14 protein-coding genes are annotated in these 13651 nt (G+C 73.8%); 5 read left to right on the top strand and 9 right to left on the bottom strand.

Annotated elements, in window-relative coordinates; translation table 11 throughout:
* Positions 1 to 82: 82 nt before the first annotated feature.
* Positions 83 to 850: an SDR family oxidoreductase gene (locus AB0M16_RS11775; RefSeq protein WP_365341499.1), complete on the bottom strand. Its 768-nt coding sequence runs from the start codon at positions 848 to 850 to the stop codon at positions 83 to 85.
* Positions 851 to 937: 87 nt separating this feature from the next.
* On the opposite strand from AB0M16_RS11775, the gene AB0M16_RS11770 reads away from it, so the two are divergent.
* Positions 938 to 2359: an alkaline phosphatase PhoX gene (locus tag AB0M16_RS11770; RefSeq protein WP_365341497.1), complete on the top strand. Its 1422-nt coding sequence runs from the start codon at positions 938 to 940 to the stop codon at positions 2357 to 2359.
* A gap of 59 nt (positions 2360 to 2418) precedes the next feature.
* Here AB0M16_RS11770 and AB0M16_RS11765 read toward each other — a convergent pair whose 3' ends face one another.
* Positions 2419 to 3618: a TerD family protein gene (locus tag AB0M16_RS11765; protein WP_365341496.1), complete on the bottom strand. Its 1200-nt coding sequence runs from the start codon at positions 3616 to 3618 to the stop codon at positions 2419 to 2421.
* 36 nt (positions 3619 to 3654) lie between these two features.
* A complete protein-coding gene (locus tag AB0M16_RS11760) occupies positions 3655 to 3894 on the bottom strand; it encodes a hypothetical protein (RefSeq protein ID WP_365341494.1) in 240 nt (79 codons plus the stop codon).
* 55 nt (positions 3895 to 3949) lie between these two features.
* Here AB0M16_RS11760 and AB0M16_RS11755 point away from each other — a divergent pair, with 55 nt between their 5' ends.
* A complete protein-coding gene (locus tag AB0M16_RS11755; RefSeq protein WP_365341492.1) occupies positions 3950 to 4912 on the top strand; it encodes an AraC family transcriptional regulator in 963 nt (320 codons plus the stop codon).
* A 267-nt stretch (positions 4913 to 5179) separates the two neighbouring features.
* Here AB0M16_RS11755 and AB0M16_RS11750 read toward each other — a convergent pair whose 3' ends face one another.
* Positions 5180 to 5992 carry an NAD(P)-dependent oxidoreductase gene (locus AB0M16_RS11750; protein WP_365341490.1) on the bottom strand — a complete coding sequence of 271 codons (813 nt, stop codon included), beginning with the start codon at positions 5990 to 5992 and terminating at the stop codon, positions 5180 to 5182.
* 192 nt (positions 5993 to 6184) lie between these two features.
* Between AB0M16_RS11750 and AB0M16_RS11745 the strand changes: the two genes are divergently transcribed.
* Positions 6185 to 7117 (top strand): 5-dehydro-4-deoxyglucarate dehydratase, encoded by a 933-nt coding sequence (locus tag AB0M16_RS11745; protein ID WP_365341488.1) that lies wholly within the window; start codon positions 6185 to 6187, stop codon positions 7115 to 7117.
* Entirely contained in the window at positions 7114 to 8253 is a 1140-nt protein-coding gene (locus AB0M16_RS11740) for a hypothetical protein (RefSeq protein ID WP_365341486.1), read from the top strand. The genes AB0M16_RS11745 and AB0M16_RS11740 overlap by 4 nt, the downstream gene beginning before the upstream one ends.
* Here AB0M16_RS11740 and AB0M16_RS11735 read toward each other — a convergent pair.
* Both AB0M16_RS11735 and AB0M16_RS11730 read right to left on the bottom strand, forming a co-directional pair.
* Positions 8237 to 9394: an MFS transporter gene (locus AB0M16_RS11735; RefSeq protein ID WP_365341484.1), complete on the bottom strand. Its 1158-nt coding sequence runs from the start codon at positions 9392 to 9394 to the stop codon at positions 8237 to 8239. The two genes, AB0M16_RS11740 and AB0M16_RS11735, sit on opposite strands and share 17 nt — an antisense overlap.
* A 48-nt stretch (positions 9395 to 9442) precedes the next feature.
* Complete coding sequence (locus AB0M16_RS11730) at positions 9443 to 10345, bottom strand: DUF2867 domain-containing protein (protein ID WP_365341483.1); 903 nt, start codon at positions 10343 to 10345, stop codon at positions 9443 to 9445.
* A gap of 55 nt (positions 10346 to 10400) precedes the next feature.
* Here AB0M16_RS11730 and AB0M16_RS11725 point away from each other — a divergent pair, with 55 nt between their 5' ends.
* Complete coding sequence (locus AB0M16_RS11725) at positions 10401 to 10985, top strand: TetR/AcrR family transcriptional regulator (RefSeq protein ID WP_365341481.1); 585 nt, start codon at positions 10401 to 10403, stop codon at positions 10983 to 10985.
* Here AB0M16_RS11725 and AB0M16_RS11720 read toward each other — a convergent pair.
* The 3 genes from AB0M16_RS11720 to AB0M16_RS11710 all read right to left on the bottom strand — a co-directional run bounded on the left by AB0M16_RS11720 (position 10975) and on the right by AB0M16_RS11710 (position 13630).
* Positions 10975 to 11409, bottom strand: coding sequence for a hypothetical protein (locus AB0M16_RS11720; protein WP_365341479.1), 435 nt, complete (start codon positions 11407 to 11409; stop codon positions 10975 to 10977). The two genes, AB0M16_RS11725 and AB0M16_RS11720, sit on opposite strands and share 11 nt — an antisense overlap.
* 74 nt (positions 11410 to 11483) lie before the next feature.
* Entirely contained in the window at positions 11484 to 12932 is a 1449-nt protein-coding gene (locus AB0M16_RS11715) for a penicillin-binding transpeptidase domain-containing protein (protein ID WP_365341477.1), read from the bottom strand.
* Positions 12933 to 13012: 80 nt separating this feature from the next.
* On the bottom strand, positions 13013 to 13630 hold the full coding sequence (locus AB0M16_RS11710; RefSeq protein WP_365341816.1) for a response regulator transcription factor: 618 nt from the start codon (positions 13628 to 13630) through the stop codon (positions 13013 to 13015).
* Between the last annotated feature and the right edge of the window lie 21 nt (positions 13631 to 13651).

Raw genomic sequence — 13651 nt, 5'->3', positions numbered from 1 at the left:
AGGCGCCGCCCGGTCGGACGAGGGGCGGGAGGCGTCGGCCGTACGCGGAGGAGGGCAGGGTGGTGAGGCGCCCGCCGTCCCCTCACGTCCGCAGGTACGAGGCTCCGTTCATGTCCAGGACCGTCCCCGAGGCCCACTCGGCCTCGGGCGAGGCCAGCCACAGGACCGCCGCGGCGATCTCCTCGGGGCCGGCCACCCGCCCGAAGGGGCTCTGGGCGCGGATGGCCTCGCCCTCCGGGCCGGTCAGGCGCGGCGCGACACGTTCGGTGGCGAAGAAGCCCGGGGCGACCGAGGCCACCCCGATGCCGTGCGGGGCGAGGGAGACCGCCAGGGACTGGCCGAGCGCGTGCACGGCCGCTTTCGTGGCACCGTAGGCGGGGTGGTCGGGCTCGCCGCGGAAGGCGCCCCGGGAACCGATGTTGACGATCCGGCCGCCGGTACCGGCCCCGATCATCGCGCGGGCCGCCTGGTGGCTCAGGTAGGCCGTGCCCAGCAGGTTCACGGAGACGTGGCGCTGCCACAGCGCCACCCATTCCTCGTACGGCGTGGTGGCCGGCGGATGCGGCAGGTTGACGGCCGCGTTGTTGACCAGCACGTCGATGCCGCCGAGCGCCTCGGCCGCCGCGTCGGCGATCCGCGCCGCGTCCGCGGGATCCGATACGTCGCCGGAGACCAGGGTGTGGCCGGTGCCGTCGAGGGAGGCGAGGGTCTCACGGGCCTCCTCGGCGCGCGAGCCGTAATGGACGGCCACGCGGTCGCCGGCGGCCGCGAAGGCCCGGGCCACCGCGCGGCCCAGACCGCGCGACGCACCGCTGACGAGGACGCGCCGTCCGGGGGTCGGCAGGTTCATGAGGGATCGCCTTTCTGTTCAATCGCCGTTTATACGGGGGCGCGACCGTGTGCCGCGACACCGGGTGACGACAGGGAGAAGACCGTCATGTCCCTCAACCGCAGAGAGTTCACGAAGCAGTCCGCCGCCGCGGGCGCCGCGCTCGCCCTCACGGGCGCCGTCGGCACGCTCGCCACCGCCCCGCAGGCGCTGGCGGCGGAGGACCACGAGGACGCGCACGGGCACGGTCACGGCCACCGCCTCGGCTACGGCGAGCTGGTCGCCGACCCGGACGGCCTCCTCGCGCTGCCGGAGGGCTTCACGTACCGCGTCATCACCCACAGCGGCGTCACCCGCCTGGAGTCGGGCGAGTTCACGCCCTCCCACCACGACGGCACCGCGACCTTCGCCGGCCCGCGTGGCACCACCTACCTGGTGAACAACCACGAGCTCAAGGGCCCCCGCAAGAACTGGCCCCACCCCGTCCCGCTCACCGAGGGCCTGGTCTACGACCCGGCGGCCTCCGGCGGCTGCACGGTCGTCGAGGTGCACCGCGACGGCACCGTCGCCGAGTGGGTCGGCATCGCCGGCACCTCCACCAACTGCGCGGGCGGCCGCACCCCCTGGGGCACCTGGCTCACCTGCGAGGAGACCGAGGACCTGGCCGGCAAGAACGGCATGACCAAGGACCACGGCTACGTCTTCGAGGTCGACCCGCACGACCGGCGTGCCAACCGGGGCCCGAAGCCGGTCAAGGCCTTCGGCCGGTACGCCCACGAGGCCGTCGTCATCGACCCCAAGCGCGGCCACGCCTACCTCACCGAGGACGCCTCCGGCCCCAACGGCCTCTTCTTCCGCTGGGTGCCGCCGATGGGCTTCGAGCACGGCCGCGGCCGGCTGGCCACGCTGGCCGACGACGCCGGTGTGCTCCAGGCCCCCCGGTGCTTCGACTCCGCCGGGCAGTTCGTCGACGACCTCTCCCGCGCGACGAGGATCGGCACCGTCTACGGCGTGGACTGGGTCGACGTGCCCGACCGCGACGCCCGCACGCTGCCCGTCCGCAAGCAGTTCGCCGCGGGCGAGATCACCCGGGCCCGCAAGCTCGAGGGCATGTGGTGGGCCGACGGCGGCGCCTACATCGTCTCCTCGTACGCCCGTGAGGAGAGCCCCGGCACCCCGCACGACGGTCAGGTCTGGTTCTACGACCCGCGTCGCCGGACCCTCACCCTGCAGGTCCTGCTCGGCGTGAACGCCGCGCCGGACCAGGACGGCGCGTACGACGGGCCGGACAACATCACCGTCTCCCCGTACGGCGGGCTCGTCATCGCCGAGGACGGCGAGGGCGTCCAGCACCTCTTCGGTGCGACCGAGAGCGGCCGCACCTACCCGATCGCCCGCAACGACCTGAACGACAGCGAGTTCACCGGTGTGGTCTTCTCGCCGGACGGCGACACCCTGTTCGCCAACATCCAGGACCCGGGCATCATGCTCGCGATCACCGGCCCCTGGCGCCGGCAGCCCCGCCGCTGAACCCTGGTGTCGTCCGTGAACTGACACCGGACATGTCAGTTCACGGACTGCGCGGGCCCTCAGAGGGCCTGGGCGGCGGGCTTCACCATGCCCCGGACGGTCCGGGACTTCACGAACTCGCCCATCGCCGTCATCTCCCACTCGCCGGAGAACTGCTTGATGAGCTTCGCCATCATCACGCCCGTCTGCGGCTCCGCCGTGGTCAGGTCGAAGCGGACCAGCTCCTCTCCGCTGGCCGCGTCGATGAGGCGGCAGTACGCCTTGGCGACCTCGGTGAACTTCTGGCCGGAGAAGGAGTTCACGGTGAAGACCAGGCCGGTGGTGTCGGCGGGCAGCCGGCCCAGGTCGACCACGATGACCTCGTCGTCGCCCGCGCCCTCGCCGGTCAGGTTGTCGCCGGAGTGCTTGATCGCGCCGTTCAGGATGGACAGCTTGCCGAAGTAGCAGCTGTCGATGTGGTTGCGCTGGGGGCCGTAGGCGATGACGGAGGCGTCGAGGTCGATGTCCTTGCCGCGGTAGGCCGGCTCCCAGCCGAGGCCCATCTTGACCTGGGAGAGCAGCGGGCGGCCGCCCTTGACCAGCGAGACGGTCTGGTTCTTCTGGAGGCTGACCCGGCCCTTGTCCAGGTTGATCTTCCCGGTGCCGGCCGGCGGCGCCGCGGGAGCGGCGGGCGGTGCGGGCGGGGCGGACGGCGTGACGGGGGCCGCCACCGGGGCCGGCGGGGCGGCCGCGGCCGGCGTGGGCGCCGCGGTCGGCTCCTCGTCCACGCTCACGCCGAAGTCGGTCGCGATCCCGGCGAGCCCGTTCGCGTACCCTTGGCCGACCGCGCGGGCCTTCCACGCGCCGTTGCGGAGATAGATCTCCATGACCACGAGCGCCGTCTCGGTGCCGAGCTGCGGCGGGGTGAAGGTGGCGAGCACGCTGCCGTCGTCGGCGTTGCGCAGGGTGGCGGTGGGCTCGATGCCCTGGAAGGTCTGGCCCGCGGCGTCCGGGCTCGCGGTCACCACGATCTTGTCGATGCCCGCCGGGACGGCGGTGGTGTCCACCAGGATGGCGTCGGGCGCCGCGCCGCCGCCGGACCGGTAGGTGACACCGGGGCCCGCGGGCTGGTTGTAGAAGATGAAGTCGTCGTCGGAGCGCACCTTGCCGTTGGCGCCGAGCAGCAGGCCCGAGACGTCGAGCCGCACCGGGGCGGCGACGTCCACCGCCACACGCGCGGCGGTGAGAGGGATGTTCGAGCCGGGGGTCATAGCGGTCATGCCCGGGGTAACGAACGGCGCACCTTTGCCGTTCCCTTACCTTCCTCCGGTTCGGCCACTCCGGTTACGCGGGTGGTCGCGGGCGGTCCGCTCGTTGCCGAACCTGTACGCGCCCGTCCAGCGGGCCATGACCAGCTGCGGGTCCCCGGCGGCGACCTCAGCCAGGAACTTCTCCGCGCGGCCGCCGCGCAGGGTGGCGGCGGCGCGGCCGTGGTGGGTGACGACGACGGTGCCGTCCGTGCGCCGTGTGTACAGGAATCCCCGAGGCTGTGGCATGACGGGCATCCTGCCGTTCCCGGTCACGTCCGTCATATGAATATTCTTTCGGATCGTGGGTGGGAGCTCTTTCCGGACGCGGGACGTGGACGAGGCGCGCGAGGAGATCGACGCGCGTTATTACGCCAACTTCATGGACGTGATCGAGAGGGGGGAACGTCCCTTCGCCGCGCGCTTCGACACGGTCGGCCTCGGGCCGCTGATGATCGGCGACCTCAGCTGCGGCGCGGACGTGCGGATGCGCTTCGGCGAGCTGGGCGCGTTCCACATCAACGCGCCCATGAGCGGGACCATGGAGCTGCGCCAGGGCGGCGGGGACCGGCTGCTCGCCACTTCGCGGGAGGCGGTGCTGCTCGACCCGGCCGGGGACACCAGTCTCGACCGCTGGAGCGGGGACTGCCGCGCGCTCTCGGTCAAGATCGACGCGGCGGCGCTCCGGCAGCGCCTGGAGCAGCTGCTCGGCCGCGCGCCGGAGCGCGGGCTCAGCCTCGGCCCCCGTCTGGACATCACCCGCGGTCCGGGCCTGGGCTGGGTGAGCTTCGCCCGGCAGGTGGCGGCCGGGGCGCTCGCGGGGGACGGCTTCGCCACCCACGAGCTGGTGGCGCGCCCGCTCCAGGAGGCGCTGCTCAACGGGCTGCTCCTGGCGGCCGAGCACCCCTGGCGGGACGAGCTGGCGCATCCGCGCGGACCGGTCAGGCCGGCGCCGGTCAAGCGGGCGATGGACGCGGTGCGGGCGCGCCCCGAGCACCCGCACACGAGCAGCGAGCTCGCCGCCCTCGCCCGGGTGAGCGTGCGCCGGCTGCAGGAGTCGTTCCGCGAGCACGTGGGCATGTCCCCGATGGCGTACGTGCGCGAGGTGCGGCTGGAGCGGGTCCACGAGGAGCTGCGGGCGGGCGACCCGGACGGGCTGAGCGTCGGGGACGTGGCCTGGCGCTGGGGGTTCACCCACCCGGGCCGGTTCGCGGCGCAGTACCGGGCCCGCTTCGGCGAGCCGCCGTCGCGCACCCTGCGGGGGTGACCGTGGGGAGCGGGCGGGGCCGTGCCGTCCGGGTGCCTCCGGTGGTGTGGACCCGTCGCGTTTTGCGGACAGGCGTCGCGTTCCGCGGCTCGCGGCGATCTTGACCCAAACGTATGGTCGAGTCGTCCGCGAGCGTCATGCGTCGCACGCGTCGACCCGGGCCCCGGCCGGCTCCCCCGCATTGTCCGGCCGGGCCTGTGCTTTTCCGGTGCCCGCTCCCGGGCCGGAGCGTCCGGGACCGCCGTGCGCGTGCCCGACCGTCCGCGATCAGTGCGGCCAGCGCGGCGGGTCCACGCAGAAGTGCCCGCCCAGGTGGACGTCGTCGGCGCTGCCGGGCGCCGGCAGTCCCTGCTCGGCGATGATCCGCTCGGCGTACGGCTCGGAGTCGTCCTCGGGTTCGTAGCCGAGCGCCCGCGCCGTGGAGAGGTCCCACCACTCGCGGGTGTTGGCGGAGGACCCGTGGACGACGGTGTGGCCGACCTCGGGCGCGGTGAGCGCCGCGTGCAGCAGCCGGGCGCAGTCGGCCGGGCTCAGCCACAGGGCGAGCATCCGCACCGAGGTGGGCTCGGGGAAGCAGGAGCCGATCCGCACGGAGACGGTCTCGACGCCGTGCCGGTCCCAGTAGAACTGCGCCAGGTCCTCGCCGAAGGCCTTGGAGAGGCCGTAGAACGTGTCGGGGCGGTGCGGGGTGTCGACGGGGATCGGGGGCCGGCCGGGGCGGGGGCGGGGGGTGAAGCCGACGGCGTGGTTGCTGGAGGCGAAGACGACGCGGGGCACGCCCTCCTCGCGCACGGCCTCGTAGAGGTGCTGCAGGCCGGTGATGTTGGCGGCCACGATCCGGTCGAACCCGGCCTCCAGGGAGATCCCGGCGAGGTGGATCACGGCGTCGACGCCGCGCACGGCCTCCCGCAGCGCGTCGCGGTCGGCGAGGTCGGCGACGATCGCGTCCGGCGCGCCGGGGACGGGGGCCATGTCGAGCGGGCGGAGCGCGTAGCCGTAGGCGGGCAGCAGCTTGCGCATCAGTGTCCCGACGCCGCCGGCGGCGCCGGTGAGCAGGACGGTGCGGGGTGCGGGATTCAAGGAGGCATCTCCGTCCGTAGACCGGATTCACACACATGGATGCGGCGGCACGCTAGGTACTGCTCCAGTCGGCGTCAAGAACGCGCGCCACAAAGGGACTTCGCTTCTTGACCGGTCCTTCCGTGCTGCCCTAGCGTGATGCTGTTCAAGAATATGGACAGTAGTCAGAATCTTGTACGACAGGGAGCGCCCGTGACCACACCCCCGCTCGCCGACCGGCTCGACGGACTGCTCTTCTTCCCCGTCACCGCCTTCGGCCCGGACGGCGACCTCGACCTCGGCGTCTTCCGCGCCCATGTCCGCGCCGGGATCGACGCCGGCGCGGGCGCGGTCTTCGCCTGCTGCGGCACCGGCGAGTTCCACGCGCTCACTCCCGAGGAGTTCCGCGACTGCGTGGCCGCCGCCGTCGCCGAGAGCGCGGGCCGCGTACCCGTCCTCGCCGGCGCCGGCTACGGCACCGCCCTCGCCGTCCGCTACGCGAAGCTGGCCGAGGAGGCGGGCGCCGACGGGCTGCTCGCCATGCCCCCGTACCTCGTCGTCGCCGACCAGGCGGGCCTGCTGCGCCACTACACCGAACTCGCCGCCGCCACCTCGCTCGACGTCGTCGTCTACCAGCGCGACAACGCCGTCCTCACCCCGGAGACCGCCGTCGCGCTCGCCCGCACCCCCGGTGTCATCGGCCTCAAGGACGGCCTCGGCGACCTCGACCTGATGCAGCGGATCGTCAGCGCCGTCCGCTCCGCCGGGCTCGACCTCCTCTACTTCAACGGGCTGCCCACCGCCGAACTCACCGGCCTCGCCTACCGGGGCATCGGCGTCACCCTCTACTCCTCCGCCGTCTTCTGCTTCGCGCCCGACATCGCCCTCGCCTTCCACCGCGCCCTCGCCACCGGCGACGACCCCACCGCGCACCGCCTCATCGACGCCTTCTACCGCCCGCTGGTCGAACTCCGCTCCCGCGGACGCGGATACGCCGTCTCCCTCGTCAAGGCAGCGGTCCGGATGAACGGCCTGGACGTCGGCGAGGTCCGCCCCCCGCTCAGCGAACCGCTCCCCGAGCACCTGGAAGAACTCGCCGCGATCGTCGAACGCGGCCGGGCGGCGCTCACCGGGGAGGCACGATGAGGGCAGGTGCCTTCCTCTACCCCTGGGACGTCGACGGCGACCCGGCCGCCCCGGCCCGGCTCGCGGACCTCGGCCTCGCCCAGGTCACCCTCGCCTCCGCCTACCATGCGACCCGCGCCCTGACGCCCCGCCACCCCCGGCACCGGATCGTCACGGCCACGCACGCGGCCACGCTCTACCCTCCGGACCCGGCGCGCTGGCGGGACCGCCCCCTCGCCCCGTACCCGGCGGGCGACTGGGCGCCCGGCGACGCCTACGCCCGGGCGTCGGAGGCCCTCGCGGACACCGGCCTCGCCGTGCACAGCTGGGTCGTCCTGGCCCACAACTCCCGGCTGGGCGCGGAACACCCCGAGACCTCGGTCGTGAACGCCTACGGCGACCGCTGCCCCTGGGCGCCCTGCGTCGGCCAGGACGCCGTCCGGGCCCTGCTGGTGGACCTCGCGGCCGAGGCCGCGGTCCGGCCGGGGACGGCCGGCACCGAGCTGGAGTCCTGCGGCTGGTACGGCCTCGCGCACCTGCACGCCCACGACAAGACGGCCGGAGTCCCGCTCGACGACCCGGCCCAGTACCTGATGTCGCTGTGCTTCTGCCCCTCCTGCCGCACGGGCTACGGCGCGCACGGCGCGGACCCCGACGAGCTCGCCGCCGCGGTCCGCGCCGCCCTGGAACCGGTCTGGCGCGGTGCCCCCGGGCCCGTCCCCGCCCTGAGGCCCCGGCTCGCGGACGCGGCACTCGCCTGGCGCCTGGCCGCCGCCCGCGCCCTCCAGGAGGGGGCCGTCACGGCCGTACGGGCCGCCGCCCCGTCCGGTTTCCGCGTCCTGCTGCACGCCGACCCGGTCCCGTACCGCTGCGGGGCGAACGCGGGCACCGACCCGGGGCACGTCCTGTCCGTCGCCGACGGCGTGGTGACCCCGGCCGCGACCGTGGCCCCCTTCGCCGCCCACGCGCACGAGCACACGGTCCTGGCCGCCGGCCTCCCCGTCGTCACCGGCCTGGGCGGCGCCCCGCACGCCCTGGCCGAGGACGCGGAACGGGCCGCGGCCGAGGGTGCCACGGAACTCCGGCTCTACCACGCGGGGCTGGCCTCGGACGCCGACCTGACCGCCGTACGTAAGGGCCTCACGTCACTGCGCTGAGCCGTGGGCGCACGGTGGCCAGCGCCGTCGCGCCGACCGCCCCGGCCACGCCGAGCACCGGCAGCAGCACCCGCACGTCCACCACGGCCATCAGGCCGGCCCCCAGGGCGAGGGCCACCGCGTTCGGCGCGAAGACCAGGGTGTGCGCGGTGCCGGCCGCCCGCCCCACCGCCTCCGACGGCACCTGTCGCTGCACCGCCGTCATCGTGGCGATCAGCACCCACGGCAGCCCGAGTCCGACGATCGCGCTCGCCCCCAGGGCCACCGTGTCGTTCGGCAGCGCCCGGGCCGCGGCCCCCACCGCGAACAGACCGAGCCCGGCCGCCGCGAGCCCCCGCTCCGGCACCCGCCGCAGCAGCGGCCCGGCGGCCAGGCCGGCCACCACGGACCCCGCGCCCTGCGCCGCGTACAGCACACCGGCGTACGCGGCGGAGTGCCCGAGGCCCCGGTCCACCACCGCGTAGACCGCGGCCCCGTTGAGCCCCGCCAGCAGCATCGTGAAGCCGCCCGCGAGCACCAGCGGCCGCAGCACCGGCGACTCCCACAGCAGCCGGGCGCCGTCGGCCACCCGGGGGCGCCGGCCCGGCACCGGCCGCTCCTCCCGCACCCGGAGCAGCGTGAACACCCCGGCCGCCACGGCGAAGGTGGCCGCGTCGAGCAGCGCCACCGGACCGCCGCCGTACCGGGCGAAGAGCCCCGCCGCCACGAGCGGGGCGACCAGCTTCATGGCCTCGTTGACCGTCATCCGCAGCCCGTTGAGGTCACCCAGCCGCTCCTGGTCGAGCGCCCCGGCCGCGAGCGCGGACTCCGCGGCCTCGTGCACCGCGCCCTGCGCCCCGTACACGACGAGGACGCCGAACAGCAGCCACACCCGGTCCGCCCGGTCCACCCACAGGAGCAGCGGCAGCAGACCCGCCATCGCGAGGTTCGCCGCCACGAGCAGCGGGCGCCGGCGCACCCGGTCGACCAGGGCGCCGAGCACCGGCCCCAGCAGGGCGGGCGCCCACAGGGCGAAGGCGGTCAGGGCGGCCAGGCTGTCGGAGCCGGTGAGGGACTTGACCCAGATCCCGGAGACGAGCCACATCGCCGTGGTACCGAAGCCGGACACGAGCGCTGCGGTCAGATGGAGAGGTACGCGCATGACCGCAGACTCGCGTCTGAGGTGGCCTCTCCGGATCGGTCAACCGCCCTACACCGCCGTGGTGTTCCGCTCCCCGGCGGGCCGGGCCGCGTACGCCACCCGCCGGTGCGCCCGCCACAGCATCAGCCGGGCCATGTACGGGTGGAAGGGGCGCGCCACCGCGAAATGGAGCCGGCCGAGCGCGTTGTGGAGGCGTACGGCGCTGACCAGGGTCACGGAGTCGTCGTCGAGCAGGACGGAGGCGCGCCAGTCCATGTGGGAGGCGTCCTCGCCGAACAGGAGCTCGTGCTCCGCGGCGCCGTGGACCGGGGCGGGCAGGACGTGCCGCCAGGCCGCGGGGTCGCGGTCCATGCCGGGCTTCAGCGGCATGCGCCAGGCATCGGTGAAGTCCGGCCGCGCGACCGCGTCGTGCAGCAGACGGGCGTCGTCGGAGACGGGGACGGCGGTCGGCCGCGCCCAGAAGAGGCGGTTGAGCAGTCGTGCGCGGGGCGTCCGGCGGGTCGGCGGGTGGGGCAGGCGGCCGAGCGCGGCCCGCTCCACGTTGTCGAAGATCTCCTCGACCATCGTGTCGTGCACCAGCTGGATCGCCAGCTTCCACACGACGAACGCCCGGGTGTCCATGGACAGTTCGAGCAGGTGGGAGACCCGGCAGCGGTCCGGGCCGAGGGGCTCGACGTCGAATCGGTGGTAGCCCTCGCCGATGCCGGGATCGGTGGTGTCGAACCGCACCGACCGGCCCGGCTCGTAGGCGGTGACCCGGTAGCGGACCCGGCCGTGGCCGCCGGCGGCGCCGACGGCGAGCGGACGGTCGAGGACCATCTCGGGCCAGACTGGGGTGGGGAACAAGGGGTCTTCCGGTGTGGCGAGCCGGTCGACGAGGGCGCCGACGGCCTCGGCCGGGGCCCGGACGATTCTCTGGTGGACGTTGCGAACCTTGCGCGTGCGTCGCACGACCGCACCTCCATACGGGAGCGTATGTTCCAACCGTACGGTACCGTACGGAGCCATGCGCGAGACCCCGGACCCCAAGGAACGGCGCACCCGCAAGCGCCTCACCGCCGACGACTGGGCGGACGCGGCCCTCGCCGCGCTCGCCGAACGCGGCCTCGCCGGGGTCGCGGTGGAGCCCCTCGCGACCCGCCTGGGCACGACCAAGGGCAGCTTCTACTGGCACTTCGCCAACCGGGACGCGCTCGTCGCGGCGGCCCTGGCCCGCTGGGAGGAGCTGTCCACCGAGCGGATCATCACCGCCATGGAGGCGGCCGAGCCCGACCCCGGGGCCCGCCTCGGCGCACTCCTGCGCGGCGCGACCGCATCCTCCGCCGAGGACCCCCTGGAGGTGCGGCTGCTCGCCGCGAGCGACCACCCCGACGTCGCAGCGGCCCTCGCCCGCGTCACCGAGCGCCGGGTCGGCTATCTCGCCCACCTCTTCGCACTGCTCGGCTTCCCGCCGCCCGAGGCCCGCCGCCGCGGTGTCCTCGCCTACACCAGCTACGTGGGCCACGCCCAGCTGGCGCACGCCGTCCCCGGCTCGGTGCCGACCGACCCCGCCTACCTGGCCACGGTGACGGCCGCGCTGCTCACGCGCTGACCCGGGCCACCCGCCGCGACTCGTACCGCAGCGCCGCAGCCGTCACCAGGGCACCCGAGCCCTCCCACAGGCCCACGCCGAGGAAGCCGGAGGGGGCGCGGCCGGTGACGACGGCGAGCGTGAAGACGGTGCAGGTGAGGAGGCGGAAGGGGACCGTCCAGCGGAAGAAGGACTTCCAGTCGGCGAGGGCGGCCAGGACGTAGTAGACGCCCATGTTGAGGGCCGCCATCGAGGAGGCCGTCAGGAAGAGCAGGGTGTGGTCGTCGTTCGCGCGGCTCGCCGCGGACAGGGGCGTCAGCCCCATGAGGCGGATCGTCGTATCGGGGGACAGGAGGCCCACCACGCCCAGGCCGGCGGCGAGGACGCCGAAGACGGCCATGGTCCAGCCGGACGGGGAGCGGGGCAGACGCGCGTTCGAGAGCATGCCCCCTGCATACCGTGCAGCGGGGGCCGTCTTCCCACCGGCCCCCGCTTCCCGTCACTTCGGTCCGCCCGAGCTCACTTCAGGGCGGCCTTCATCATCTTCTGCGCCACCGGCGCCGCGAGCCCGTTGCCACTGACCTCCGAGCGCGCCGCGCCCGAGTCCTCGATCATCACCGCGACGGCGACCTCCTTGCCGGTGCCGGGGTCCTTCGCGTACGAGGTGAACCAGGCGTACGGCGTCTTGCTGTTGTTCTCGCCGTGCTGGGCGGTGCCGGTCTTGCCGCCGACCTCCACGCCGTCGATCGCCGCGTTGGTTCCCGTCCCCTCGTCGACCACGGTCCGCATGGCGCTGCGCAACTGCTGCGCCGTGGAGGAGGAGACGATCCGCCGGGTGTCCCCGTCCTCGTACGTCTGCAGGGGGTCGCCGTCGGAGTCGACGACCTGGGAGACCATATGGGGGCTCGCCATGAGACCGTCGTTGGCAAGGGCCGCCGACACCATCGCCATCTGGAGGGGGGTGGCCGTCACATCGAACTGGCCGATGCCGGTCAGCGCCGTCTGCGCCTTGTCCATGTCGGACGGATACACACTCGCGTAGGCGCGGACGGGGACGTCCAGCTCCTTGTCGTTGAAGCCGAACTTCTCCGCCGTCGCCTTCACCTTGTCCTGGCCGAGGTCCACGGCCATCTTCGCGAAGACGTTGTTGCAGGAGTAGCGGAGCGCGGTGCGGATGGTCGCGTTCTCACAGGGTGCGGAGGAGTTCTCGTTCTTCAGCACGGTCCGCGTGCCGGGCAGCGTGTACGGGTTCGGGCTGTCCGTCGGCGTGTCCACGGAGCCGTAGAGCCCGTCCTCCAGGGCCGCCGCCGCGACCACGAGCTTGAACGTCGAGCCCGGCGGCAGCGGCTGCCGCAGCGCCCGGTTCACCAGCGGCTTGTCCTCGTCCTCGGTGAGCCGCTGCCACTCCTTCCCGTCCGTCAGACCGGCGATCTTCGACGGGTCGTAGGAGGGCGTCGACACCATCCCGAGGATCCGGCCGGTCTCGGGGTCGATGGCGACGGCCGCGCCCTTCTTGTTCCCCAGCGCCTCGTAGCCGGCCTTCTGCACGGCCGGGTCGATCGTCGTCAGCACCGTGCCCGGCTGCGCCCGCTTGCCGGTGACCGCGTCCAGCGGGTTCTTCAGCCGGCTGTCGGTGCCGTCGAGGACGTCGGCGTAGATGCCCTCCAGCTGGGTCGCCCCGTAGGCCTGCGAGCTGTAGCCGGTGACGGCCGCGTACAGCGCGCCGTCGGTGTAGTGGCGCGCGTAGGCGAGGTCGCCGCCCTTCGTCTCCTTCGATCCGGTGACCGGCGAACCGGCCACGACGATGTTCCCGAGCGGCTGCGCGTACTGCGCGATGGTCTTCCGCCGGTTGTTCTTCTCGTTCGCGAGGGCCTTGCCTTCGTACGCCTGCACCCAGGTGGCCCGGCCGAGCAGGGCGAGCACCAGGAGAAGCGAGAAGACCGAGGCACGCCTGATCGTCTTGTTCATCCCATATGCGGGACGAGCGGACCGGCGGGCGGCGTTCCGGATGTGTCCGGTTTCTCAGGGAACCTTCATGTGGGAGCCCGTCAGAGGTTCGGCCGGATGAAGCCCGACTCGTACGCCGCGATCACCGCCTGCGTGCGGTCCCGGGCACCCGTCTTCGCGAGCACCGAGGCCACGTGGGTCTTCACCGTCGCGGGGCCGACCCCCATGCCCTCGGCGATCTCCGCGTTCGTCAGGCCCTTCGCCATCCGTCGCAGCACCTCCGCCTCGCGGTCGGTGAGCCGGTCCGCCCATGCGGGGGCGGTCGGCGGATTCCGGCGGGCGTGCTCGGCGGCCAGGCCGCGGACCGCCGCCGGGTAGAGCAGCGAGTCGCTGGAGGCGACCAGGCGGACCGCGCTCACCAGCTCCTCCGGGGCGGCCCGCTTGAGCAGGAAGCCGGCCGCGCCGACCCGCAGCGCGTCGTACACGTAGGCGTCGTTCTCGAAGGTGGTGACGACCACGATCCGGGGCCCCTCGGGACCGGACAGGATCTGCCGGGTCGCCTGGATCCCGTCGATCTCCGGCATCCGCACGTCCATCAGGACCACGTCGGGCCGCGACTCCCGCACCACCGACACGGCCTCGGCGCCGGTGGCCGCCTCCCCGACGACCTCCAGGTCCGGCTCCGCGTCGAGGATCACGCGCAGGGCCGTCCGGACCATCCGCTCGTCGTCCGCCAGCAC

Source organism: Streptomyces sp. NPDC051921, from assembly GCF_040680975.1.
Lineage (GTDB): Bacteria > Actinomycetota > Actinomycetes > Streptomycetales > Streptomycetaceae > Streptomyces.
This window is presented reverse-complemented; position numbering and strand designations above follow the sequence as displayed.

What these genes read in the sequence shown, in the direction of transcription:
- AB0M16_RS11775 (WP_365341499.1), bottom strand. Translation starts at nt 850, where the DNA reads ATGAACCTGCCGACCCCCGGACGGCGCGTCCTCGTCAGCGGTGCGTCG.
- AB0M16_RS11770 (WP_365341497.1), top strand. Translation starts at nt 938, where the DNA reads ATGTCCCTCAACCGCAGAGAGTTCACGAAGCAGTCCGCCGCCGCGGGC.
- AB0M16_RS11765 (WP_365341496.1), bottom strand. Translation starts at nt 3,618, where the DNA reads ATGACCGCTATGACCCCCGGCTCGAACATCCCTCTCACCGCCGCGCGT.
- AB0M16_RS11760 (WP_365341494.1), bottom strand. Translation starts at nt 3,894, where the DNA reads ATGCCACAGCCTCGGGGATTCCTGTACACACGGCGCACGGACGGCACC.
- AB0M16_RS11740 (WP_365341486.1), top strand. Translation starts at nt 7,114, where the DNA reads ATGAGGGCAGGTGCCTTCCTCTACCCCTGGGACGTCGACGGCGACCCG.
- AB0M16_RS11735 (WP_365341484.1), bottom strand. Translation starts at nt 9,394, where the DNA reads ATGCGCGTACCTCTCCATCTGACCGCAGCGCTCGTGTCCGGCTTCGGT.
- AB0M16_RS11725 (WP_365341481.1), top strand. Translation starts at nt 10,401, where the DNA reads ATGCGCGAGACCCCGGACCCCAAGGAACGGCGCACCCGCAAGCGCCTC.
- AB0M16_RS11720 (WP_365341479.1), bottom strand. Translation starts at nt 11,409, where the DNA reads ATGCTCTCGAACGCGCGTCTGCCCCGCTCCCCGTCCGGCTGGACCATG.
- AB0M16_RS11715 (WP_365341477.1), bottom strand. Translation starts at nt 12,932, where the DNA reads ATGAACAAGACGATCAGGCGTGCCTCGGTCTTCTCGCTTCTCCTGGTG.
- AB0M16_RS11710 (WP_365341816.1), bottom strand. Translation starts at nt 13,630, where the DNA reads ATGGTCCGGACGGCCCTGCGCGTGATCCTCGACGCGGAGCCGGACCTG.